Here is a 23,924-nt window from a genome sequence, read left to right on the forward strand (position 1 = left end):
ATATCTCCCTATTACCTGGCTTGTAGCTTTTGCAAGCCAGGGTTTTTTACTCAATTGAAGGTGCCCAAGCTATACCTATATAAACAAAGTCCCAAATTTATTTTTCATTGTTTTGTCTATTTCAACAAGGCTGTATACCAAAGAAGGATTGGATTCTTTTCTTAATTGTACATGCGGGATGTCTTGAAATGAATGCCAAAAATAACCTGCATCAAGACCAAGCTTAACAGCCTCATCCGCATAAACCATATAGCCATTTAATCCGTTCACTATAGTTTTGGTATCCCATACTGCTCTATTGTCTACTACCCAGTAACAATCTATTGCTTCACCCCATTGATGCCATGAAAGGCCGGGAATTGCGTTTGTAACATGATCGCCATGTTGAGGGCCTACCTTTTCAATGCAGGAAGCTAAAAAGTTTGCATTTTGATTTTTAAGCGTTGCAATTTTCTGTTGAATTTGCTCGATCGGTCTCGATTGTCTCCAATATTTTGCCTGTATATAGGGATCTCTCAAAGTTTCATTTGGTCTCATTTGAACACCTCTGTTTAAACAGTTTTGTAAAAGTATATTTACTTTATCACGAAATTCTGGTTTTAATAGGTTTATATCTGCTGGCATAAGATGAAAGATTTTGAGTAGTCGGTATCATTTATATTACCTGCACCATCTAATACAGGTGCCAGGGCAAATTGTTAAAAGATGCTGTTTTGGGACTTTTCTTAATGTTATAAATTTTATAGTAAGTAGCTCAAAAAGACCAAAGTTGATAAGCGAACTTATCCTATGGTTAATGCTGATTGACCGGAATAGAAATTTTAAAGAAGACACTAAAGTCACTTAGTTTTTATTTATATTTATTTATAATATGCTGATTGACACTCTTTAAAACTATACGACAATGAATACTTATTCTGAAAAAACAAATCATAATAAAAGTCATTCATTAATCAATAAAGTTTCTCAAAAGGAAGTCGGAAGTACACCAACAGTTCCCTTTGTGGATAATCGATCTGCCGCCATTGCACAAAGAAAACGGCAAGAGATGTTGGATTATAGTCCACAGGCCAAGCAAGCTGGGCAATTACAAGCTATGGCTGATAATTATTCTGCTCAACAATACAAGCCAATCCAGAAGAAGGAAAATAAAACAGGTTTGCCTGACAATCTTAAATCAGGCATTGAAAACCTTTCAGGTTATTCAATGGATGATGTCAAGGTACATCATAATTCAAGTCAACCAGCCCAATTAAATGCTCTTGCTTTTGCGCAAGGAAATGACATTCACTTAGGAGCAGGACAGGAGAAGCATTTGCCTCATGAGGCATGGCACGTTGTGCAACAGAAGCAAGGAAGAGTTATGCCTACAATGCAGATGAAGGACAAAGTAAATATTAATGATGACGATGGTTTGGAAAAGGAAGCGGACCTATTGGGGGAGAAAGCTTTAACAGCAGGTCAAGGGGATGAGACGTTCATTAAAACAAAAGATTTACAGACGAGTCAAATAACGGTTCAAAGGAAAAGGTCAAAAGATGATGGTATAACAAAGGAGGACTTTTCGAAAAATTATCGTGGAAATGAAAAAAAGGTTGGTGATACTGTTGATGTTGCAGAAGCCAATTATCAAAAAAGTCTTACTTCCGGTAGGGATAAAATGAATGAAGCTGTAAAATGGTTTACAAATGCTTCGGATAAAAAAGCACAGATAGAAACGTATGGAGGGACTTATCAAAGTGTTCTTGATGCAGGATATAAGGTTTTCTGGTTTTTCCCGGATGAAGAATCTGTTACTATATGCATGACACGTGGCACTATACGTAAACGAAATAGTGATGTCAGTGGTAGTGATAATGAGCATGATAGTGGTAGTGGCAGTGATAATGAATATGATAGTGGCGAGGAAAGTGAAAATGATAATGAAAATAAAAAAGGGGAAATAGTAATTCTTGAGAGTCAGGAAGTCAGTGGTTATGCTCATTCCGACGTCTTTGAAGAAGATCAGGATTATTTATATGCCAATACTTTCAATGTTAAAACCGGAGAATTTCATGCCAGCATAAATTTCAGAGACCTAGATACAAAACTTGCAAATAAAGAAAATTTGCCTCCGGCATTAAGTAATTCGGAAATCATCTGGTTCATGCAATCTCATGCTAAAGAGGTATATAGATTGAAGTATCCGGAGGTTGGAGAGCTCAGCGCAGTCACCTCAATAAGCAGAGAGGAAATCGGAAACACTCAAACTCTGGATACGATATTCATGGCTGACGAAAACAGAGAAGCATTTGAAGGAGACACAGTGACCCTTACAGAACCAACTGACGAAGCTATTGCAATTCTTGGAACTCCTAATGGCAATTCCTCTTTATGGATGCTCATACAACATGAGAAATCAGGTACAGTTGATATTGAATCTTTAGAATTTGAGAGTGATCATATTAAGATTAATTATATCAGAGATGATGTACAGACTGATTAAGTAAATTTGATTAGTATTCGAGTAATATAATTCCTATACTAGTCATTGTTAGTAAACAATTCATCCAAATACTTTTATGTACTTTCACGAATACTTTTCAGCTATTATCTACATTAGGAATAGATTTATATAAAAGTCTTTCAAATGGCTGTGGTCCTATTTTCATTGGCCCTCTGTATGGATACATGAATGCAATAATAAGAAACAGCACAAAACTTATCATTGCGCATTGCAAGAGGGTTAATATGATATGAATGCGGATAGGTTTAATTATAAAAAAAAAGCCACTACAGATAGAGATAAAAATACAACAGAATATGACAATCCACATAGGTTCAGGTACCACGTCCTGACTGGCCTTCAACAATCTATGACGCCTAAGTTCAGATGCTTTGATCAAAATCTCCAACAATAGTTCTCTGGTATTTTCTTGTTCTGGAGTTTTCGGTTTAGTTTCAATACATATAGTTGAAATTCGTTTAATATTTTACTTGTTGTAGCTCCATCTCCCCCATTTTCCATTTCAGGCCATGACACTTCTATTGTAGACTTAATAATTTGCTTTACATAATTTTTTGTTCGTACGCAATCGGAGTATTCCAAACCTCTGGTGCTTTTATAGATGTTTAAATAATTGGACATTTCATTGGTGATGTTTTCCTTTTCACCCTGGTAGTTTTTCCATGTTTCAACCAAAACCATTGCTAATAGGAAACCCAATATAGCTCCGTTAATGGTAAAGAAAGGAACTATAAATCTTGAAGCATTCAATTGCTTTTCAATAGAATGAAAGTGCTTATGTGTAATAATTAAACCGCCGACTGAGATAATGGAAATGGTGAAAAAAATTAGAGAAAATAGTATAAAAGGATTTAAGCCTGCCAGGTAAAATGTCATAATTCTAAATATTAAAATTTATGAGGGAGTTGTTTATATAGTTTATTATCAAATCAAACAATTGTGTAATTATCTTCATTGGTATTTAAAGTAAACACTAAAAGTAGAGCCTTTGCCGAGTTCACTTTCAACTTCTATCTTACCTCCTGCATCATCTATAATTCTTTTGATTATATACAATCCGATTCCGGCTCCCTCTGTTTCCGTATTAAATCTTTTAAACATTTTAAATAGCTTAGCTTGCTTTAGATCTATTCCGATGCCATTGTCAGAGACCGATAGAATGGCATAATTATCCTGCTTGTGACATTTAATAGATATTACAGGTTTCCTTTTTGATCTGTATTTAATGGCATTGCTTAATAGATTCATTACTATACTTCTGATATCTCTTTTTGAAAACTCTATAGAAGGACATTGATTTAAGTCTAATATTATTTCTGCATTACTTTTTTTGATTTGCTCAAAAAGTAGAACTTTTACATCTTCAATTATCTCGCTTAAATTTTGAGGTGCAATATCATCTTTTTCCATTCTTTGGACCTTAGAAATTTCAGTCAGATCTAAGATGGTGTTTTTCAATTTGGAAATGGATGTTTTTATCATTTCAATTAAAGAGATAACTTCTGTGTTTTCAAAAGCTGGCTCAGATGCGACATCATCAAGGATGGTTGTCAGACCTTCAATGTTTGCTATCGGTGCTTTTAAATCATGAGATGCTGTATAGATAAAGTTATCAAGGTCTGTATTTATTTTAATAAGTGTATCATTTTTTTCATTCAGATCTTTTGTGCGATCGTCCACTTTTTTTTCGAGCTCCAGATTTAGTCTATGCAGCATATCTTCTGTTGCCAGCAATTCGTCTGTTGTCTGTTGTAGTTCTAAATTTGACCTGTTTAACTTGGCAAGGTTTGTTTTTTGATCTGTTATATCATATGAAACCCCCAGATATCCTTTAAAATTTTTATCTACATCATAAAAGGGACGGCCTGAACTCAAAATCCATCTGATTTGTCCGTCATATCTTCTCATCCTGAATTCAACTTCAAATGAGGTTCTATGCAAAGACGCTTCTTCAAAAACACTCGTTAAACGTTTATAGTCTTCTTGAGGCATGGAGGTTTCCCAATCTCTTTTTAACTCATCTTCAAGGCAATTGCCTGCAAACCTCAACCATGTCTTGTTGTAATACTCTGGTTTACCCTCGATATCGGTTCTCCATATTAGTGCAGGAAAATCTTCTAAAATTGTTAAGTAAAAATCTCTTGATTCCTTTAATCGTTCTTCGGTTTGTTTCTTCTCAAGAAAAGTTCCTAATTGTATAGCAAGAGATGTTACCACGCGAGTGAAAATAATATCCTCTTCTCTAGACTCGGTAAAATAAAACATCAAGGATGCAAATACTTCTCCCTCATGCGTAACTATTGGTACTCCTAATACACTCTTAAGACCGACCTGTTTTGCGATTTCTTTTCTTTTAAATTCACTATCTGGAGAAGTTATATCAGGACTCCATACAGTTTTATTGAGAAAAACACTTCCAGTCATACCTTCACCTACTTTAAAGGAGACTTCTTTGCTGACTTCGAAAAATGGTAAAAATTTTTCTTCACTCATATACCATACAGGAGCATATTCGACCAGGTGTTTGACCCTGTTCAAAACCCATGCTTCTCCGCAGTTCCATCCTGCTTCCTGGCAAATAAATTTTATCGTTAAACTTAATGCATTATTGAAGGTATCAGCTTTGCTTATTGCGGTTGATATGGTTTGAAGGATTTCCATTTCCTTCAGTATTTTATGTTTTTGGGTAATGTCTCTTATAATTCCTGCAAAGAAATATTTTTCTCCTTCTTTCCAAGCTGATAAGGATAACTCAATAGGAAACTCTACCTGATTTTTATTTAAAGCAGTTATTTCAAATGTCTTTCCGATTAGTTTTGGTTGTCCACTTGAGATGAATCTTTTTATTCCCTTTAAATGCGCCTCACGATGTTTTTCAGGCATGAGTTTTGTCAAACTTTGCCCAAGGATTTCTTCTGCTTTATATCCAAATAATTCAAGGGCTTTTTTGTTACAGAATAAAATTGTTGAATCCTCATCTGCAATAAAGATAGAGTCTGTAGCCGATTCAGCAACTGCTTTAAAGCGTTTTTCAGACAATTCTATCCGGCGAGGCTCAATGTTTTTCATGCTATTCTATAGAAGAAATGTCACTTATAAGTTATTTTGGTGTTTATATAAAACAATTTTTTCCTATTAAACCATTCAGAAAATTTGTGACAATACAAATGGTTATTTCTATTTAAATTAAAAAGTTAATTCAATTGTTTTGAACAATTCTATGGCGTTGTAACTTATACTTTTAGGGATAGTAAAAATTGATTGGAAATCCTCTTGCTGGCTATAGCTGGTGCGCTATTGAGAATTTGCCCAGCTATAGTATAAATTGCTTGTATTAAACTATTTTTTCTTCAACGCTTCCCGCACTTTGGGAGCTATTTTTGTTCCGAATATTTCTATCGATTTCATAAGTGATATGTGTGAAGGCCCACCAACATCCATATGTGCGGAGAAGCGCGTAAGACCAAAGAGTTCGTGAACTTCTAGGATTTTATCTATTGCTTCATTGGCATCACCAATGATAAGGTGACCGTTCTGGCCACGTCCATAATCAAATTGACCCCGTGTAAATGGCTGCCAACCCCGTGTCCGGCCAATACGGTTCATCTGATCTGAGTATACAGGGTAGTATTCATCAGCTACTTTTTTGCTGTCTTCTCCAAAGAAGCAATGCATGTGCACACCTACTTCAAATTTGGCCATATCATGATTGAAATGCTGATATACATCCTGATAATATTGGAATAATGGTTGGAACTGTGTTTGGTTGCCTCCGATGATTGCAAAGATTACGGGCAGTCCTGCCTTACCCGCTCGCAGGACTGATTCTGGTGTCCCGCCTACTGCCACCCATATCTTAAGCTGATCATTTACAGCACGAGGCAGGACGTCCTGGTTGGTTAATGCAGCTCTGTATTTTCCTTTCCAAGTGAGAGGATTCTGTTTGTTTATATTTATCAGAAGATCCAGCTTTTCTCCAAACAAGCTATTATAGTCTTTTAGATCATATCCATATATGGGAAAGGATTCTATAAAGCTTCCTCTTCCAGCAGTGATTTCTGCACGACCGTTGCTTATCTGATCGATGGTAGCAAAGCTTTGATAGATGCGGACAGGATCGGAAGAACTCAATACCGTAACCGCGCTCCCTAACTTAATATGCTTGGTAACGGTGGCTGCAGCAGCGAGTACAATTTCAGGTACTGATACTGCATAATCAGGACGATGATGTTCGCCAATGCCAAAGAAGTCGAGACCAACTTCATCCATCAGTTTTATCTCCTCGATCAGTTCACGCAACCGTTCCCCAGCAGGAAGAGGTTGTCCGTTCTGATCATAATGATTGTCTCCAAACATGCCAATACCGAATTCCATATTTCTGTTTCTTGTAAAGATAAGAAAAGAACGACTTAGTGGTAGTGCATGTTTGTGACTTACTTCTATATTTTATTTTTTACAGACGGAAGCTCAATGCTTAAATTCAATCAATTCACTTGTTTTCCAGCCTAATCTATGTGAAATCACATACAGTGTTTCTCCTATTTTTAGTTCAAATGGTTTGGTATAGATCTTCCATTGATCTGTTGGTTTTGTTTTATAACCTATTGATGCTCCGTTGGTAGGCGTCGTTAGAGTAACTTTATTTTTTACTAAACTTATCAGCGGTTTTTCCGCTTGAGGTTGCTTCAGGTTTGGCCAGAAGCTTTTTGCTATATCAGATTCCGAAGTAAAGCCAAGATCTCCTGTTTCTCTTATCCATTGATCAAGAACAGCTCTTAGCTCGATAAGTTTCGGCTGGTGCTCATTGCTATCGGCAATATTGTTTATTTCATAAGGATCATTCTGAGTATCGTATAATTCTTCTGCTGGCTTTGTTTTTCTCATAAGTGTAGCTTGTATGGGATTCAGTTTTCCCAAGCTGTCTAATCTGTAAAGCTCTTTAACTCCTTGCTGTGACTTGCGATAACTAAGGTTTAGAAACTGGGGTTTCTGAGGCTGATAATTTCGGATATATTTATACCTTCCGTCACTCGTGGCTCTGAGCATGTCTATTGACTCATCAAATCTGTCCGCAGAGAAGTATACATACTTCCTCTTATTTTCATCATTGTTAGTAAATATGTTTCTTCCATGAATATGAGAAGGAGCAGGAATATTATAGAAGGACAAAATAGTTGGTCCAAGATCCATTAGGTAAACCAGATCATTGTTTACGGTTCCTGCCTGACGCTTATCAGGAAAGCGGATTACAAGTGGGACACTTACCCCTGAGTTGTGCAAACTTCTTTTACTGCGCGGCAGACCATTGCCATGATCTCCTGTGAGAATGATAATTGTTTTCTTTAATAACCCGTTTTTCTCAAGTGTATCAAGTATTTTACCAACAATACTATCACAGTATTTTAAGTTATTATATTGGGTTGCCCAGTCCAATTTATTAGTTACTGTTTGCGGCAGATATGGCGGAACAATTACTTTAGTGGTATCTACAGAGAGAGGAATATTCTGCCTGCACCATCCCCAGATCTGGGATTCATGGGTTTCCCAGAAATTTATTTGCTTGAAGAAAGGTTTGTCTTTTGGAAAATTATATCTATCGGTTGAGTCATTTGCCGGATAAACATCCCATGTTAATGGTGAGGGCGCAAACTGATAATCTGACTTCTTGCTTGAAACTGTATAAATCCCATTTTCTCTTAGGATATCTGGGAAACATCTCACATAGTGAGGTGGCACAACTTCATAGTTCGGGACATTGGGATATTTGTTGTTTGCCTGAATGCGCATATTGTGCGAACCTATAGATGTAGGATACATTCCTGTGATTATACTTGATCTGGTTGGCGCACACACAGGAACAGTTGTAAAGGCTTTCTTAAAAACTATACCTTCTTTAGCAATGCGGTCAATATTGGGCGTCGAGATGGTCCTGTCTCCATATGCTGAGAATATAGGACTTAAATCCTCAAAGTCCAGCCAGATGACATTTGTTGAAGTTTGAGAGAAAGAAACATGGTTTATATTCGGAAAAAGTATTATGAACAGTATTGTCCTGATTGCGCTTTTCATTTACGATTTTTTATTCTTTGAAAATTGAAAATTTAATTCAAGGTTTTTATTCTCATGCTATGGAAGTTTTCTCAAGTATTTAAGCTAAGGGATATAGCAATGAAATTTAAGATAAAGTATGAGTGTTTATGACTCTAGTATTAGAATTACGACATCAAAAGAACAAAAAAAATGACTTTGGGTAAAGCGTTTTAATGAAATGCCGGGATGGATACCAATAGAAGCGGAGTGACTTTTTTATATTGGATTTTAAGTTCTTTAATTGTTTCACTAAGGCTCAGTAGGATATCATTAAAGGTCTTGTTCCTATGAGAAATATTTTGTTATTTGGTTTTGTTTTTAACTAAATTTTTATGTCTTCTTATAACATACTTACAACTTTTGCGGGACTTCACCTTAAGAAGAAATTAATGTATGCAGGTTGTCTAAACCTTATTTTATTAAATGTTGCCCTGATTCTATTTGTGAATGTAGATGACACTTTTAAGCTTTTCTGTTTTTGCCATGTTTTCGCTTGGACTTGTAATCTTATTTTTAATCATTTTGCCAGAGATGTGGATCATCCCTATATCTCTATGACGATATATGGACTGTTTAGCGTCTTTGGTCATGCATATTTAAAGGGAGGTTTTTATAGCCCTTATATGATTTGGCTTCCCCTTACGAGCTTGGGCATGAGTATTTTTCTTAATAAGTTTTATACTATGTTATGCATCATATCCAGTATATTTATCTATTCATTATTTTTTTACCTTCAAATTTCAGGTAAAGCAGATTTTCAACAAGAGTTAAAGGAGATCCCTCCACTATTTAATTATTTAAACTTCATGGGTGTATTAGTGATGCTATGTATTATACACTATTTCTTTTTTACTAAAGAAAATCTTGATTTGATCTGGAAACGTGAAAGTGATATGAAAATGGGCGCCTTGCAGTCTAAACTTAATCAAAAGGAAACAGAAGTTGAGAAAATGAGGACTAACATGGCTCAGGATTTTCATGATGAAATGGGTAATAAACTTGCTAGTATTTCTATCCTCACACAAAGTCTTGATCTTAAGCTTAGGCTAGAATTATCTAAATCATCAGTGGAAGAGTTTAAGATGTTGGAGATAATACATCAGACGGTATTAGAAGTATATGATGGTACCAAGGATTTTATCTGGTCAGTAGATCATGTCATCAGAGTTTCTGCCGCCAATTATAATCTTCCGGGTGTGATCGTCAATTCTGTCAAAAGAAGATGGTTAAGTATTATCTGAGATTAAAATAAATACTTTGGATCAGGAGGTAATCTTACCAGATAATTTGTCAGCAGGAATGTATATAGTTTCCTATAGAAGTAATAACGGTTGGAGTTATCAGGATAAACTGGTTGTTTATTGATTCTTTACAATTCAGAGACAGGACTTATATTCTTATGTCCTGTCTCATTTTTTAATTGCAAATACTAAAAATCTCTGATATGAATACACGTATTATAATTTGTGTTCTATTTTCCCTTTTTGGAAAATTATATGCACAGACTGAATTTTGTCCCGGAAGCAAATATTCCGGGGTGTATATGCATGTTCCTCCACAAGTATTATCATTATGCAAATTAAATGGATATGGAGGAAATTTTGATCTTTCGTTTCATGTTAGTGATGAAATTGCTGGTACCACTGTATATTATTATACTTTTACCCCTAAGGAACGGAAGGATTACAGGATCATGTACGAAGAGTACATTGTCTGGGTGAAAGTGAATGGAGATGAGCTTGCTGCAGAGTTTAATCCAGTAAAGGATTATAAAACTGTCAATAACATTATTTCCGGCACTGGGAAAGACAGGGCATTTACTAGGGTTACGCTAGCATCCGGTTTTAAAGCTTCAGGAACCAATGTTAGATATACTGCAACATCCGGCCCTCAAGTTTGCCCTACGACTCCGAGAATGGATGCAACAAACTTAATGCCTGATGATGGTGAGAATATGACAAGTGATCAGAGTGTTTTGAATGGTCTTCAGTATTATCCTAATCCAATAGCTGAAAAATCATTTTTTGTTAATGTTTCTAAACAGCATCTTCCTGGAAAGATCTCTATTACTTCTATTGGAGGTAATAAAGAACTTATCCAATTGCCGATAACTTCACAAAACGATGAAATAATACTTCCGGACAACATTACTTCGGGAATGTATATTTTGTCATATATAGGAGAGGATGGATGGAGACATGAAGACAAGCTCATTGTTCCTTAAATTTACTTGGTGTAATTAATGTAGTGATAGAAAAAATGTATAGGAAGTTGGTAATTCCAGCTTCCTATCATCTCTTATTTGGCTAAGAAGTTTTAGGAAAGTATATTCGGAAAACAGATCCTTCACCTTCTACACTGTCAACTTCAATTTTTCCATTTGCATTTTCCATAATGCGTTTAACAATATATAGACCAATCCCAGAGCCTTCAATATGACTTTGAAGTCTTTTAAACATTGAGAAAATTTTTTCCTGTTGACCTTCCTTTATACCTAAACCATTATCTTTAATTTCCAAAATAATGTGACCAGCTTTGTTTTCTGTTCTTATTTCTATCAGTGGTGTTCTTTCCGGGGATCTGTATTTAATTGCGTTGATTAGAACATTATAGAATACGCTTCTGAAGTTTACTCTTGAAAACTTAATTTTAGAAATTTCAGAAAAGTCTGAATTTATCATAGCGCCTGACTCTTTTATCTGATTCTGAACATCAAGTTTTAATTCTTCAAGCACAGCGGCTATGTCTATATCCTCAATATCTTCATGGATATTCTTTTGAATTTTACCTATATCTGTGAGTTCTTTGATAGTTCTTTGAAAGCGTTCAATAGATCCTTTTATGAGATGAACAATGTTTTCTATTTCTTCATCCCCTATTAGTTTTTCATGCAGAGATATATCAAGCATATCCAAAAGTCCATCTATATTGGCTACAGGAGCTTTTAAATCATGCGAAGCAGTGTATACGAAATTATCCAGGTCTTGATTTATTTTATTGAGTTCAGCATTGTTCAAGCTTAGTTGTTCGTTCATATTTTCTATATCTTCCTTAACTTTTGCAAGATATTCTAACGTCAGCTTTTGATCATGAATTTCAGTGGCTGTGCCGAACCATTTTACAATTTTTCCTTTTGGGTCTTTCATTGGTAATGCCCTCGAAAGATGCCATCTGTATTCTCCATCTAGCCTTCGAAGTCTGTATTCTAATTCATAAGGTTCTCCTGTAAGGAGAGAATGTCTCCATCTGTTTAATGTTCTTATATAGTCATGTGGGTGTAAAATTTTGAGCCAACCCCATCCCTTGCTATGCTCATAGTCCATCCCTGCATAGTCAAATCCATGTTTATTGATATAATCAATTGCTCCTTTTGCATTTGCGGTCCATACAATCTGAGGAATAGAGTTTGCAAGGAAACGATATCTTTCTTCGCTTAGCTTAGCGCTCTCTTCCGCCTTTGACCTTTCTTTTATTTGTTTTTTCAATTCTTTGTTAGCACGTTCCAGCTCCGATGTTCTTTCCTTTACATTGGACTCTAATTCTTCATTGAACTTTTTTATTTTATCATTAGCAATTTTCATTTCGGTTATGTCAACAGAAATGCCCAATAAATATTGAGGTTCACCATTGACGAATGATATTGGAATTTTCTGTGTGTGTAACCATTTTAAGCCATCCTTAGTGCTAATAGGTTCTTCAGGAATGTTAAGGGGAACCCCACTGTCAAGAACAGATCTGTCTTGGGAAGTAAAGAAATCGGCCTGCTTTTTAGAAAAGAAATCATAATCATTTTTTCCTAACAGTTGGTCCTTGTCGTAACCCAGCAGAACTTCACCGGCTCTGTTCAATGCTCTAAATCGCAACTCTTTTGCATCTTTTATAAATACCATTGCTGGCATATTCTCAAGCACGGTTTCCAGAACGACTGTGGAATTCTGCTGTTCTCTCCCGATATTAAAAAAGTTTCTGAACCATTTGCTTAAAGATTGCATACCTCTTCACCTCTAAATGACTTTTACCCCATAACATTTATATAACATATTTATTTAGAGACAAGTTGCGATGGTATTCTCCCTTGTGTTAAATAGATGTTACCTTTGATTTTAAAGGTTTTAGAAATTTCACACAATGCTCATCGGTTTAAGCAATGACAATTTATATATTTGTAAATGCTTGAACACAAACTATCTATATGAATGAATCGATTCTAACAGCAAAGCAGCGTGAACTAATTGAGAAATTAGGAGTGGCCCACGAAAAATCAGGAATGCAGCCTGCACCTGCAAGAATCCTTGGTTTGTTACTGGTTTCAGACAAAACAGAACTTACCTTTGAAGAAATTCAGAACAGTTTAAAAATCAGCAAAAGTTCGACAAGTGCTTCCCTGAATCTTTTGATTTCGCTAAACAGAATTGAGTACGTCACTTATTCTGGCGTAAGAAAAAGATATTTTCGATTGAAAATTTTTAACTGGAAAGAGGACATGAAAAAGCAGATGGAGGAAATTTCTGTGATGAGTGCTCTGTTCAAGGAGGTTATGAAACAAAGGCCAAAATCTACAAAAGATTTTAATCAGGCCTTATACGAAATCGTTGATTTTTTCGATTTCTTCAATGATGAAGTCCCGACAATTTTTAAAAAATGGGAGCAGAAGTATAAAAAAAATAAAGAAGTCAAATGATGTTCTTTATTTTTAGTTAATTTAGTTCGGAATTTCCAGAACTAAACATAACTAAAGGTTTTGTTCCTCCGGAGACTATCAGTAATAGAGGAAATATAGTTTCATGATTTTGAGTAAAGTTTACAATCTTGGTCTGTCACCATACAAAGGCAGACTTTTATTATTAGTCTTGGTTTTTTTAGTTTCATTTAAAAGCTATTCACAGACTAAGCACACTATCAGTGGGATAGTTAAAGACAGCGAGACAGGTGATGCTTTAATAGGTGCTACGGTATCCGTGAAGGAAGCCGGTACTGGGACTGTAGCAAATGAAAACGGATATTATTCCTTTTCCCTACCTGAAGGCAACTATACCTTGATGGTTAATTTTTTTGGCTACAAAACAAGGGAAATAAAGGTCGACCTCAAAAAAGATGTGACAGTAAATATATCAATGTCTGAGGATGTTGATGAGCTCAAGGAAGTTGTTGTCACCACTGAAAAGAAAAACGATAACATCACAAAAGCAGAAATAGGTGTTGAAAAGCTTGAGGTAAAAGAGATTAATAAAATCCCCGTTTTATTAGGAGAGAAGGATATTATTAAATCTATTCAGCTTATTCCCGGTGTTAAATCAGGAGAAGGAACTGCCGGATTTTATGTGCGTGGTGGTGGTGTTGATCAAAACCTTGTATTATTAGATGATGCGCCAATCTACAATGCATCGCATTTGCTTGGATTTTTCTCGGTATTTAATTCCGATGCTATTAACGATCTCACGATCTATAAAGGAGGAATACCAGCCCAATTTGGTGGTCGATTGTCATCAGTATTGGATATAAAATCCAATGAAGGCAATTATAAAAAGGTGAGTGCGAATGGCGGAATAGGTCTTATATCTTCCAGATTAAATATAGAAGCTCCGATTGTTAAAGATAAGGCATCTATTATGGTTGCAGGTAGAAGATCTTATGCCGACTTATTCCTTAAGCTCTCTCCTGATGAAGGTATTAAAAACTCAAGACTTTATTTCTATGATCTGAATGGTAAACTAACATTCCGTCTTGGTGAGAAGGATAGAGTTTTTATAAGCGGATATTTCGGTAGAGATGTTTTAGGATATAAGAAATTATTTAATTTTGACTGGGGTAATGCAGCGGCTACTGTGAAGTGGATGCATACTTTTAATGATAAATGGTATTCAAGCACATCTCTGATTCATTCTGATTATAGATATAGAATAAAACTTGACTTTAGCGGTACTTCACTATTTATTATTTCCAAAATAAACAATGACCAGTTAAAGCAGGATTTCCAATATGTTCAGAGTCCCAGAAGTAAATTTAATTTTGGAGTCATTACCTCTTACCTGAAAGTTGTACCCGGTATAGTTACAACTAAATCGGATAATACTGAAAACGAAGAAAAGCTAAGCAATAAAGTTGGATGGGAAAATGCAGCCTATGTATCGCATGAATTTAAATATTCAGAAAAGCTGAATTTTATTTACGGTCTGCGTCTAACTTCTTTCTCTGTGCTAGGTCCGGGTGATTTCCTTGATATTGATAAAAATGGAAATACGCTGGATACTACAACTTATGGGAGTGGAAAAATTGTCAAAACATATTTGAACCTTGAGCCAAGATTTGCTGCGAGTTATATTTTTAATGAAAAGACTTCTATTAAGGCTTCTTATTGCAGAACCACACAGAATGTTCATTTGCTGAGCAATAGTACTTCTGGAAGCCCTACTGACCAATGGATTCCAACAAGTAAATATGTGAAACCTGAAATTGGTGATCAGGTATCGGTAGGTTATTTCAGGAATTTCAATGATGATAAGTTTCAATTTTCTGCAGAGGCATATTACAAGAACATGCAAAATCAGGTAGACTTTAAAAACAATGCTGAGCTTAGCCTGAATAATAATGTCGAAAACCAAATATTGATAGGTAAAGGAAGAGCTTATGGTATTGAATTCTTTTTGAAAAAGAAATATGGAAAATTTAACGGTTGGATTGGATATACAATTTCAAAAACGGAAAGAAAATTTGATCTAATAAATGATGGCGCATATTATCCAGCCAAGCAAGACAGACGTCATGATATTTCAATTGTAGGTATTTACGAATTATCACCTAAATGGACTTTATCAGGCTCGTGGGTATATTATACTGGAAATGCTATTACGTTTCCAAGCGGTAAGTACTATGCAGATAACAGAGTGCTTTTTTATTATGGAGATAGAAATCAAGACAGGATGCCAGATTATCATCGCTTGGATATTGGTGCCACATGGATCAGAAAGAAAACAGAAAAATTTGAATCCAGCTGGACATTCTCCATCTATAACCTTTATGGAAGAGCAAACCCTTATATGATTTATTTCAGGGAGAATAAAACAGATGCTTCTAAAACAGAAGCAGTCAAAGTAACACTCTTTAAAATGGTACCATCGTTCACTTATAATTTTAAATTCTGATAAATATATGGAAATGAAATGTATTCGATTTGCATATATAGCTTTTGTCTTAGCTTTATCTTTTCTTTTTTCTTCATGTGAAAAGGTCATAGATCTTAAGCTTAAGAATTCCGATGCAGGCATTGTGATAGAAGGTGCTGTAACAGATCAGCCAGGCCCATACAGAATAAAAATCAGCAGAAAAGTTAATTTTGATCAGCCAAATGTTTTTCCTTCCGTTAGCGGGGCTTCTGTTATCATCTCAGACAATATTGGTAGCAGAGATACGTTAAAGGAAGTTAGACCCGGTGTTTATGAAACCCAATCAATAGTTGGTGTTGCGGGTAATACTTATACTTTGAGCGTTGGTGACCAAGGAAACACTTATACAGGACAGTCTGTTATGCCGTCGCCAGTAATCATTGATAGCATATCTATAGACTATTTCCTCTTTGGTGGTCCGGATTCTGCAAAGTTTGTTAAAGTAACTTTTAAGGATCCTGAGGGAGTAAAAAATTATTACAGAATCTTGGAAGTGTTTAATGGAGATACACTCAATGGCATACATCTGGAAGATGATAATTTCAGAGATGGACAAAGAATTACACAGCCGGTATTCGAAGATGGAGAAGATGGAAATTTTCAGACTTTCAAATCTGGCGATGTTGTTACCATACTTCTTTTATCAATCGATGAAAATACTTATAAGTATTTAAGGGGGGTTGAAGCAGTTACCGATGGAGGTCAGTCTTCATCTCCTGCCAATCCTCCCTCAAATCTCTCAAGACCTGCATTGGGTTGTTTCAGCGCTCATGCTGTTACTTCCAGGACAATTATAGTGAAGTAATTATTAGTTAAGTTTTTTAATAAGGGAAATCAGGAATAATCCGGTTTCCCTTTTTTATTGAATAAGAAATATTTATTGAATTGATATTTGGTAACTATTTTTAAATGCTTGCGTAGCGTTTTTTATTGTTAGGAAAGGGAAGGATTTATTTCTTACAAGCAGCTACCGTAATAGAATTTTGATCTGATTTATATATACAGTTCCATATTTCCGTTTCTATTTGTAAAAAGTTTGATAATCAGAATACATATATTCTTGGTAACAATCATTTTATAGATTAAAAATTTGGTTTTACCTATACCTTTAATGCATTAATTGATAAAGCGAAACGTTTTATTGGAAATAACGTTCATGCAATCAAATACTTCAACTACAGAATTTCAAGTAGCTAATTCTTCTTAAAGAATCTTATTTATTTAAAGTTGCAAGAATCATTATCGGTAGCACCGATAATAATTTGAAGGAAGAATTATCACAAAACCTGAGCAGAAGCATTCAAATTTACAGAAGGCCAATATGACCGGAAATTTACAAATACCACCAATTGAATTGACAGATAACAGGAGAAGTTATGAAATTAAAAATGCTGTTTCGGATGGATCTTATTCATTCCCGATCCCTTTACAATCGGTTTATGGATTGAATGATATAGTTGTGTTTTCAACAGCTTTTTCAAAATTTCAAATAGTAATCTGCGAGTAGTGTATGGTACAGGAGATTGGTGTTTCGGAAATAAACAGGGTTGTTTCTGTTGTTCAGGAGAAGTTTGACCTTGACTTCAGCAATTATGCGGTATCCTCCTTCAAGAGACGTCTGGAGAGGCTGATAGAAGTTCGCAATTACAAGACTATAGATAATCTTATTTTCAAAATTGAAAATAATAACTTTAGCAAAGAAGAGTTTTTGCACGAAATCACTGTAAATGTAACAGAGATGTTCCGCGATCCTTCTTTTTGGAAAGCTATCAAGAAAGTACTGACCTTCTCGCTCGAGTCCCTTCCTAAAATTCGTATTTGGCATGCCGCCTGCTCTTCAGGTGAAGAGGTGTATTCCATGTTGATTCTATTAAAAGAAATGAATTTGCTGGATAAATGCGAGATTGTGGCTTCAGATATAGATAATATGATCCTGGCAAGAGCGAAAGATGGAACGATAGCAATGAGGAACATGGAGCTGAATTGCAAGAACTACGCTCGTGTACATGACGATTATCAGGATTTGATGAAATATTTTAAAGCGGATGGAGAATATTGCAAATTCGACAAGTCTCTATTATCTAAGGTTTCGTTTAGAAATATTGATCTTGTGAAAGCTGAATGTACGTCTAAGTACGATATAATATTTTGCAGAAATGTTATGATCTACTTTAATCAGTCTTTGCAGTCTAAGGTATTGAATCTCCTTCATCAGAGCTTGTTTATTCACAGCTACCTTGTAGTAGGAACAAAGGAAACAATTTCTTCAGCATTGGAAGTAGCTCCCAAGTTTATCTCAGTGAATAATGAAGAAAAGATATATAAGAAAATCAAAGATTAGTAAGAGTATAAGTGTTATTAAATAATACCAGAATTTGTAATTTCTCTGTTTAGCTCCTCCTAAAACTAAAAAAGCTAAGGAACTCGGATACCTTCCCTTTCAACCAGGAAAAGCTGCATGTCTTTTTTGGAGCCAATTTCTGTTGGTCAGTCCGGATATCAGATTCTTAGAGTAAGTATCCATATCGTCAATTATAGATCGTTAAATGATTCTTCATTTTCATTAGCGGGAGTGTAGGAATAACTTACATAATTCGTTCTAGTATCAGGGGTTGGAGGAATTTGGAAGGTTTGAAAATCAGACAAATTTACTGGTCATTTATTGAAACCCTTATCAACAAGATAAAGTATACATGTTTCCCGTAGGCATATGTTTTTCAAGTAAAGTAGTGTGGTATTGGGGAATTTGTGAAAAATGAAACTCGTGCTTCCAGAGGTTGGAAATGCCTATAATATTGTAACAATTAATCAATAATAATTTTTATGAAATACATCTATGAAATTCACCGGATAATGTCAGACAAGAGTTTGATTCTGGTATATGAAGGAGAATTTACACAGGAGATAACCAAGTCTGTGCTAGTGATGGCAGAGAGAAATATGGATTATACCGGTGAAGAGAGTAACATTAAAAGGAAAGTTTTTAACGTTATGGTGGAGTGTCTTCAGAATATCTGCAAACATGCAGACAGTGTTCAGGAGAAAGAAAAAGAAGCCATTTTCATGATTGGAAAAGAATCTGATTATTATATCATTACATCTGGTAACTATATTATAAATACAGACGTTCCATACCTGAAGAGCAAGTTGGAGAAAATAAACTCTCTGGATAAAGAAGGCCTCAAAGTACTATATAAGGATATGATTTCTAAAAGTGAAATTTCAGATAAAGGAGGAGCTGGCCTGGGTTTTGTAGATATAGCAAGAAAGTCAGGAGAGAAACTTGAATTTGATTTCGAACCGATCAACGACGTTTATTCCTTTTTCTCTTTCAAAACATGTATTTCAAGAAGTAAAGATCTTTAAAAATAATAATATACAATTCATATGAATCCGATAAAAATTGAAGGTACAGAAGATACTCCAGCAGTTTGTCTAGATAAAACTATAGGTGTATTCGAAGTTTCGGGCAGATCGCTTCCTGAAGATGCTGCCGGTTTTTATGCTCCTATTCTCAAGTGGCTTGAAGGATATGCTGCTGATCCAAATCCTAAAACAGAGTTCACCATCAAGCTTGAGTATTTTAATACTGCTTCTTCTAAGCTTCTTCTTGATCTTTTGACAAGACTTGAAAAGATTTCTAATGCTAAAATTCTTTGGTACTCTTATGAGGATGATGAAGATATGCAAGAAGCTGGACAAGAATTTTCTGAATTGGTAGAAGTGCCATTTGAATTAAAAAACTTTTAATAAAGGCTACGGAAGTAAGTTATGAGTGAGGAAATACTTAAGGCGCTAGCACAGTTATATGCGATCATTACCAAGCAGGACACAGGTGTAAGTGAAAAGGAAAGAAACTATGTTATAGATTCCTTCCGTTCAAAACTCGACCAGGTAAGGCTTAAGGAATATGTAGCACTATATGATGAGTTTGCCGGAATAGATAATCAGGAAAAAAAAGACAAGCCTGAAAAACTTACTTCTGTAAAAGATTCCGTAAGAACACTTTCTATCTGTAGGAAGATCAATAAAACGCTCGTTCAGAAGCAGAAGATAATTGTGCTTATCGAACTTCTGGAGCTCGTTCGTTCAGACGGAAATTATACGCCTCAGAGAAAACAAATTATTGAGACGGTCTCTGAAAGCTTTAATATTGAAAAGAACGAGCATGATCTCATTGAATGGTTCGTATTTTCGAAACCTGAAGAACTAAAGACCGATAGTGCTTTCCTTTTTATCAAAAGCGAAGGCGAAGCATTGGAGCCTACTCCTAACATTATATTCAATCATCATATCCTTGCTCCTGTAAGATTCCTTTTTCTGGAATCTGTAGATCTTATCTTCTTAAAAACAGAAGGTGAGGGCTTTACTTTAAATGGACTTCCTGTAAATTCCGAAGAGATAAAGTTATTCCCTTATGGAAGTATACTTAAGTCCTCTATTGGTGCTACTTTCTTTTATAGTGATATCATCAGGTATTTTATAAAGGAAGAAAATAAAAAGCCCGTAACATTTAACGTAACAGATCTTGAGTATACATTTCAGTCTGGTAGGATAGGCTTGCGTGATATCAATATCTCTGAAAGAGAAGGTACCCTTATTGGTATCATGGGAGCAAGTGGCGCAGGTAAAACAACTTTGTTGAATGTTTTGTCTGGTATTGAAATCCCATCTAAAGGTCAGGTGGTGCTGAATGGAATTGATATACACAAGGAGAAGGAAAAGGCGACAGGGATAATCGGATATATCTCACAAGATGATCTTCTATTTGAAGACCTTACTGTATTTGAGAATTTATTCTATTGTGCAAAGCTTTGCTTTGACAAGCTTCCTGATGCTGAAATCAAAGAGAAAGTGGAAAGTCTTTTGGGTAGCCTTGGACTAGCTTATGTAAAAGACCTTAAAGTCGGAAGCCCTCTGGAAAAGACCATAAGTGGTGGTCAGAGAAAGAGGCTGAATATAGCCCTTGAACTGATTAGAGAACCATTGGTTCTTTTTGTGGATGAACCAACATCCGGACTTTCTTCAAGAGACTCTGAAAACGTGATTGATCTTTTGAAGGAGCTTTCTCTAAAAGGAAAATTAATTTTTGTTGTAATTCACCAACCTTCATCAGACATCTATAAGATGTTTGATAAAATGTATATTTTGGATACAGGTGGATTTCCGATATTTTATGGTAACCCGGTTGAAGGTGTTATCTATTTCAAAAAGATAGCAAATCATGCCGACGCTGAAAAAGGACAATGCTTTTCATGCGGTAATGTAAACCCTGAACAGATATTTAATATTGTTGAAGAACAGGTTGTTGATGAATACGGTAACTTCACTGGAAAGAGAAAAATCTCTACCAGCGAATGGTATACCAGTTTTAAGAAGAATTTTGATATTTTAAAACAGAAAGACAGCACGTTTAGTCTTCCCAAGGGGCTAGATCTTCCTACTATTACCAAGCAATCAATGATATTTTTCCTGAGAGATTTAAAAGGAAAATTATCTAATAAGCAGTATCTGCTCATCAACCTTATTGAGGCTCCGCTACTGGCTTTAATCCTTAGCGTTGTAATAAGATATAAGAATACAACAAACGAATATCTTTTCAGATTTAATGAAAATATTCCTGCGTTTATTCTGATGAGTGTAATCGTTGCGCTTTTCATGGGGCTTAGCTTAAGTGCAGAAGAAATTATCAGGGACAGGAAGATATTGAAGAGAGAAAAACTTTTAAATCTAAGTAGATTAGGTTATCTGTTGTCAAAGATTGTCATACTTTTTTCATTTTCAGCAATCCAAACATTTCTATTTGTCGTAATAGGTACACTCGTGCTGGATATCAAGGGAATGGGTATGTCTTATTGGCTGATATTGTTCTCATCATCCTGTGCCGCAAATGTTTTAGGTCTGATAATTTCTTCAGCCTTTAATTCGGCAGTTATCGTATATATACTTATACCATTGATCCTTATACCTCAGATGATTCTCAGCGGTGCTTTATTTAGCTTTGACAAGCTGAACGATTTTCTGACAAATGATAAAAATAAGGTTCCATTTGTTGCGGATCTTATGATTTCAAGATGGGGATATGAGGCCCTTGCAGTAAGTCAGTTTAAAGATAATGAGTATCAAAGTCTCTTTTTCAAAGAGGAGCAAATAAAAGCAGTATCTGATTTTCAGCTTGCTCATGGGCTTCCTTTAGTTGAGGAGTTAGTGAAGAAGCTTCAGGAGAAAGGGGTTTCAGAAGAGGAAAGAAAAATTAAGTGGAACATAATTCTTAATGAAATAAAAAAGAATGAACGATTGTCTGGCTTTCCCACTCTTGCTCAAATAAGTACTTTGGAAAAGGCAGGATCAACAGAAACATCTCTTGAAGCTGTTTTAGAAATGCTACCAACACTTGATTCTTTTTATAATAAAACAGTTAATCATGCTGTGGAAGTTATGGAGCAGAAAGGATTATCCAAATCTTCCGAACTGAAAAACAGTCATTACAATGAAAGCTTATCTGATCTTGTAAGGAACCAGAATTCAGTAGAAAGATATAAAATTTCAAAACAAGAGATATTGCCTAAAGTTGACCTGGTGTTTTTTGCAGCAAAGCCTGATGGTAATTTCGGATACAGGGCTCACTTCTATGCTCCTTCCAAATATCTTGGAAGTATTAAGTTAGACACCTTCTGGTTTAACTTGATAGTGCTGTGGACCATAACCGGATTGTTCTTTGCTTTCTTATACTTCGATATCCTAAGAATTATTATTGATAAATCCTCAACTATGTTACAAAAGAAAAATTAATTGTATGAAAGACAGAAGTTATATTTTACTAGCTATACTTTTATCTGCATGCAGCACTCATTCATCCACAGATGAGAGGCTAACAAATTCCATAGACTCAGCAGTAGTTGTACCTGATGTTCAGGTATCTGAAAAGACCATTCAGGGAATCATGCAATCCGTACCTTCTCCACTTGAAATTTCTACAATGATCAAAGAATCAGGGGGAGACTATGATCGGGGAATACTTAATAAAGTGACTAATGCATCAAATTATAACAGCACTTTTAAAAAATCTATCAATCTCGGTGTTTTTAGCACGGATCTTGGTTATATAAATATATATAGTAAAAGTTCTGATGCCCTAAGTTATATTTCCTGCGTAAAAGGAATATCGGATGATCTGGGAATTGGTCAGTTCTTTGATCTGAAGGCGTTCAAGAGACTTGCAGAGAACAATAACAATTATGATTCACTACTTCTGATTACGACTTCTACATTCGAAGATATTAACCGTTTTCTTAAGGAGAAAAAGAGATCAGAACAAAGTGTTCTTATGCTTAGCGGAGGATGGATTGAAGCACTGCACATTGCGTTGAAAGTGCATGAAGCAAATCAGAACGAAGATTTGAAAGAAAAGATCGGAGAGCAAAAAATCGTTCTTGAAAAAATTGTATTGCTCCTTTCAAACTATAAAGCAAGACCAGAGGTGAAGGAGTTGGTGACAGATCTTGAGAAGCTGAATGAAGTTTATAAGAAAGTAGAAATCAGCTACACCTATCAAGAATCTGTAATGAAGGAAGTTGATGGAGTATTAGTGGTTGAAGATCAGACGACAAGTAAAGTCACAATTTCTGATGATCAATTAAAGCAAATTAGATCTATTGTTGCAGATCTTAGAAATAAAATTACCGTATAATTATTAAAGTATTAAATATTAGTTTTATGAACAAGAAATCAATCTTCCTGGTATTAATATTTTTTGCTTTTACTTCTATCAAAGCATTTTCTCAGTGTAGTTCGGATGAGTGTATTGCCAAGCTAGGCGAGGGGTATACCTTTCTTAAAACCTACAAGATGGAAAGTGTGGGTGAGGAAACTGAACATTCATATGTATTCAGTAAGGAAACGAGCTATATGCTTGTACTTTGCGGAAAAGATGGCGTTAGCCAGAATGTTACTGTAACTCTTTTTGACTCAAACAGAAAGGAAATAGCAACTAATTACGACAAGAAGAACAATAAATATTATTCTGCGATTGTGTATACCAGCAAAGCTACTGGTATGTATTACCTACGCTATTCTTTTCAAGGGGCTCAACCTTGCTGTGTAAGTGTATTAGCATTTAAAAAATAATTCTAAAGGGGATTAAAATTTAAAATTGGTCAGGCAGA

19 protein-coding genes are annotated in these 23,924 nt (G+C 35.3%); 13 read left to right on the forward strand and 6 right to left on the reverse strand.

Annotated elements, in window-relative coordinates; translation table 11 throughout:
• Positions 1–75: 75 nt before the first annotated feature.
• Complete coding sequence (locus J7604_RS17325; RefSeq protein WP_293898196.1) at positions 76–624, reverse strand: M15 family metallopeptidase; 549 nt, start codon at positions 622–624, stop codon at positions 76–78.
• Between the two features lie 280 nt (positions 625–904).
• Here J7604_RS17325 and J7604_RS17330 point away from each other — a divergent pair, with 280 nt between their 5' ends.
• Positions 905–2,485, forward strand: coding sequence for a DUF4157 domain-containing protein (locus J7604_RS17330; RefSeq protein ID WP_293898199.1), 1,581 nt, complete (start codon positions 905–907; stop codon positions 2,483–2,485).
• 396 nt (positions 2,486–2,881) lie between these two features.
• On the opposite strand, the gene J7604_RS17335 is transcribed toward J7604_RS17330, so the two are convergent.
• The 4 genes from J7604_RS17335 to J7604_RS17350 form a co-directional block, all read right to left on the reverse strand.
• A complete protein-coding gene (locus tag J7604_RS17335) occupies positions 2,882–3,382 on the reverse strand; it encodes a hypothetical protein (RefSeq protein WP_293898202.1) in 501 nt (166 codons plus the stop codon).
• Positions 3,383–3,457: 75 nt separating this feature from the next.
• On the reverse strand, positions 3,458–5,575 hold the full coding sequence (locus J7604_RS17340) for a PAS domain S-box protein (RefSeq protein WP_293898205.1): 2,118 nt from the start codon (positions 5,573–5,575) through the stop codon (positions 3,458–3,460).
• Between the two features lie 270 nt (positions 5,576–5,845).
• Positions 5,846–6,880 carry an LLM class flavin-dependent oxidoreductase gene (locus J7604_RS17345; RefSeq protein ID WP_293898208.1) on the reverse strand — a complete coding sequence of 345 codons (1,035 nt, stop codon included), beginning with the start codon at positions 6,878–6,880 and terminating at the stop codon, positions 5,846–5,848.
• A 93-nt stretch (positions 6,881–6,973) separates the two neighbouring features.
• Complete coding sequence (locus J7604_RS17350; RefSeq protein WP_293898211.1) at positions 6,974–8,575, reverse strand: sulfatase-like hydrolase/transferase; 1,602 nt, start codon at positions 8,573–8,575, stop codon at positions 6,974–6,976.
• Between the two features lie 353 nt (positions 8,576–8,928).
• Here J7604_RS17350 and J7604_RS17355 point away from each other — a divergent pair, with 353 nt between their 5' ends.
• On the forward strand, positions 8,929–9,837 hold the full coding sequence (locus J7604_RS17355; protein ID WP_293898213.1) for a hypothetical protein: 909 nt from the start codon (positions 8,929–8,931) through the stop codon (positions 9,835–9,837).
• A gap of 203 nt (positions 9,838–10,040) precedes the next feature.
• Complete coding sequence (locus tag J7604_RS17360; protein ID WP_293898216.1) at positions 10,041–10,820, forward strand: T9SS type A sorting domain-containing protein; 780 nt, start codon at positions 10,041–10,043, stop codon at positions 10,818–10,820.
• Between the two features lie 82 nt (positions 10,821–10,902).
• Here the strand turns inward: J7604_RS17360 and J7604_RS17365 are convergent, their stop codons facing one another.
• A complete protein-coding gene (locus tag J7604_RS17365) occupies positions 10,903–12,588 on the reverse strand; it encodes a PAS domain-containing protein (RefSeq protein WP_293898219.1) in 1,686 nt (561 codons plus the stop codon).
• A gap of 200 nt (positions 12,589–12,788) precedes the next feature.
• On the opposite strand from J7604_RS17365, the gene J7604_RS17370 reads away from it, so the two are divergent.
• The 10 genes from J7604_RS17370 to J7604_RS17415 all read left to right on the forward strand — a co-directional run bounded on the left by J7604_RS17370 (position 12,789) and on the right by J7604_RS17415 (position 23,886).
• Entirely contained in the window at positions 12,789–13,277 is a 489-nt protein-coding gene (locus J7604_RS17370) for a MarR family transcriptional regulator (RefSeq protein ID WP_293898222.1), read from the forward strand.
• Between the two features lie 103 nt (positions 13,278–13,380).
• The gene (locus J7604_RS17375; protein ID WP_293898225.1) at positions 13,381–15,738 is read left to right on the forward strand and encodes a TonB-dependent receptor; all 2,358 of its coding nucleotides are present in this window, start codon (positions 13,381–13,383) and stop codon (positions 15,736–15,738) included.
• 7 nt (positions 15,739–15,745) lie between these two features.
• Positions 15,746–16,564 carry a DUF4249 domain-containing protein gene (locus J7604_RS17380; RefSeq protein WP_293898228.1) on the forward strand — a complete coding sequence of 273 codons (819 nt, stop codon included), beginning with the start codon at positions 15,746–15,748 and terminating at the stop codon, positions 16,562–16,564.
• 516 nt (positions 16,565–17,080) lie between these two features.
• Positions 17,081–17,266, forward strand: a complete 186-nt coding sequence (locus J7604_RS17385; protein ID WP_293898231.1) for a hypothetical protein — start codon at positions 17,081–17,083, stop codon at positions 17,264–17,266.
• Positions 17,267–17,269: 3 nt separating this feature from the next.
• Positions 17,270–18,100 carry a protein-glutamate O-methyltransferase CheR gene (locus tag J7604_RS17390; protein ID WP_293898234.1) on the forward strand — a complete coding sequence of 277 codons (831 nt, stop codon included), beginning with the start codon at positions 17,270–17,272 and terminating at the stop codon, positions 18,098–18,100.
• Between the two features lie 482 nt (positions 18,101–18,582).
• On the forward strand, positions 18,583–19,125 hold the full coding sequence (locus J7604_RS17395) for a SiaB family protein kinase (RefSeq protein ID WP_293898237.1): 543 nt from the start codon (positions 18,583–18,585) through the stop codon (positions 19,123–19,125).
• A gap of 21 nt (positions 19,126–19,146) precedes the next feature.
• Entirely contained in the window at positions 19,147–19,509 is a 363-nt protein-coding gene (locus J7604_RS17400) for a DUF1987 domain-containing protein (protein ID WP_028980731.1), read from the forward strand.
• A 21-nt stretch (positions 19,510–19,530) separates the two neighbouring features.
• A complete protein-coding gene (locus J7604_RS17405; protein ID WP_293898242.1) occupies positions 19,531–22,551 on the forward strand; it encodes an ATP-binding cassette domain-containing protein in 3,021 nt (1,006 codons plus the stop codon).
• A 4-nt stretch (positions 22,552–22,555) separates the two neighbouring features.
• A complete protein-coding gene (locus J7604_RS17410; protein WP_293898245.1) occupies positions 22,556–23,449 on the forward strand; it encodes a hypothetical protein in 894 nt (297 codons plus the stop codon).
• A 26-nt stretch (positions 23,450–23,475) separates the two neighbouring features.
• Entirely contained in the window at positions 23,476–23,886 is a 411-nt protein-coding gene (locus J7604_RS17415; protein WP_293898248.1) for a hypothetical protein, read from the forward strand.
• The last annotated feature ends 38 nt before the right edge of the window (positions 23,887–23,924 follow it).

The sequence above is a fragment of the Sporocytophaga sp. genome (assembly GCF_017745095.1).
Lineage (GTDB): Bacteria > Bacteroidota > Bacteroidia > Cytophagales > Cytophagaceae > Sporocytophaga.

Excerpts from the sequence above, each read along its gene's own strand:
- J7604_RS17325 (WP_293898196.1), bottom strand. The coding sequence starts at position 624 with ATGCCAGCAGATATAAACCTATTAAAACCAGAATTTCGTGATAAAGTA.
- J7604_RS17330 (WP_293898199.1), top strand. The coding sequence starts at position 905 with ATGAATACTTATTCTGAAAAAACAAATCATAATAAAAGTCATTCATTA.
- J7604_RS17335 (WP_293898202.1), bottom strand. The coding sequence starts at position 3,382 with ATGACATTTTACCTGGCAGGCTTAAATCCTTTTATACTATTTTCTCTA.
- J7604_RS17340 (WP_293898205.1), bottom strand. The coding sequence starts at position 5,575 with ATGAAAAACATTGAGCCTCGCCGGATAGAATTGTCTGAAAAACGCTTT.
- J7604_RS17345 (WP_293898208.1), bottom strand. The coding sequence starts at position 6,880 with ATGGAATTCGGTATTGGCATGTTTGGAGACAATCATTATGATCAGAAC.
- J7604_RS17350 (WP_293898211.1), bottom strand. The coding sequence starts at position 8,575 with ATGAAAAGCGCAATCAGGACAATACTGTTCATAATACTTTTTCCGAAT.
- J7604_RS17355 (WP_293898213.1), top strand. The coding sequence starts at position 8,929 with ATGTCTTCTTATAACATACTTACAACTTTTGCGGGACTTCACCTTAAG.
- J7604_RS17360 (WP_293898216.1), top strand. The coding sequence starts at position 10,041 with ATGAATACACGTATTATAATTTGTGTTCTATTTTCCCTTTTTGGAAAA.
- J7604_RS17365 (WP_293898219.1), bottom strand. The coding sequence starts at position 12,588 with ATGCAATCTTTAAGCAAATGGTTCAGAAACTTTTTTAATATCGGGAGA.
- J7604_RS17370 (WP_293898222.1), top strand. The coding sequence starts at position 12,789 with ATGAATGAATCGATTCTAACAGCAAAGCAGCGTGAACTAATTGAGAAA.
- J7604_RS17375 (WP_293898225.1), top strand. The coding sequence starts at position 13,381 with ATGATTTTGAGTAAAGTTTACAATCTTGGTCTGTCACCATACAAAGGC.
- J7604_RS17380 (WP_293898228.1), top strand. The coding sequence starts at position 15,746 with ATGGAAATGAAATGTATTCGATTTGCATATATAGCTTTTGTCTTAGCT.
- J7604_RS17385 (WP_293898231.1), top strand. The coding sequence starts at position 17,081 with ATGACCGGAAATTTACAAATACCACCAATTGAATTGACAGATAACAGG.
- J7604_RS17390 (WP_293898234.1), top strand. The coding sequence starts at position 17,270 with ATGGTACAGGAGATTGGTGTTTCGGAAATAAACAGGGTTGTTTCTGTT.
- J7604_RS17395 (WP_293898237.1), top strand. The coding sequence starts at position 18,583 with ATGAAATACATCTATGAAATTCACCGGATAATGTCAGACAAGAGTTTG.
- J7604_RS17400 (WP_028980731.1), top strand. The coding sequence starts at position 19,147 with ATGAATCCGATAAAAATTGAAGGTACAGAAGATACTCCAGCAGTTTGT.
- J7604_RS17405 (WP_293898242.1), top strand. The coding sequence starts at position 19,531 with ATGAGTGAGGAAATACTTAAGGCGCTAGCACAGTTATATGCGATCATT.
- J7604_RS17410 (WP_293898245.1), top strand. The coding sequence starts at position 22,556 with ATGAAAGACAGAAGTTATATTTTACTAGCTATACTTTTATCTGCATGC.
- J7604_RS17415 (WP_293898248.1), top strand. The coding sequence starts at position 23,476 with ATGAACAAGAAATCAATCTTCCTGGTATTAATATTTTTTGCTTTTACT.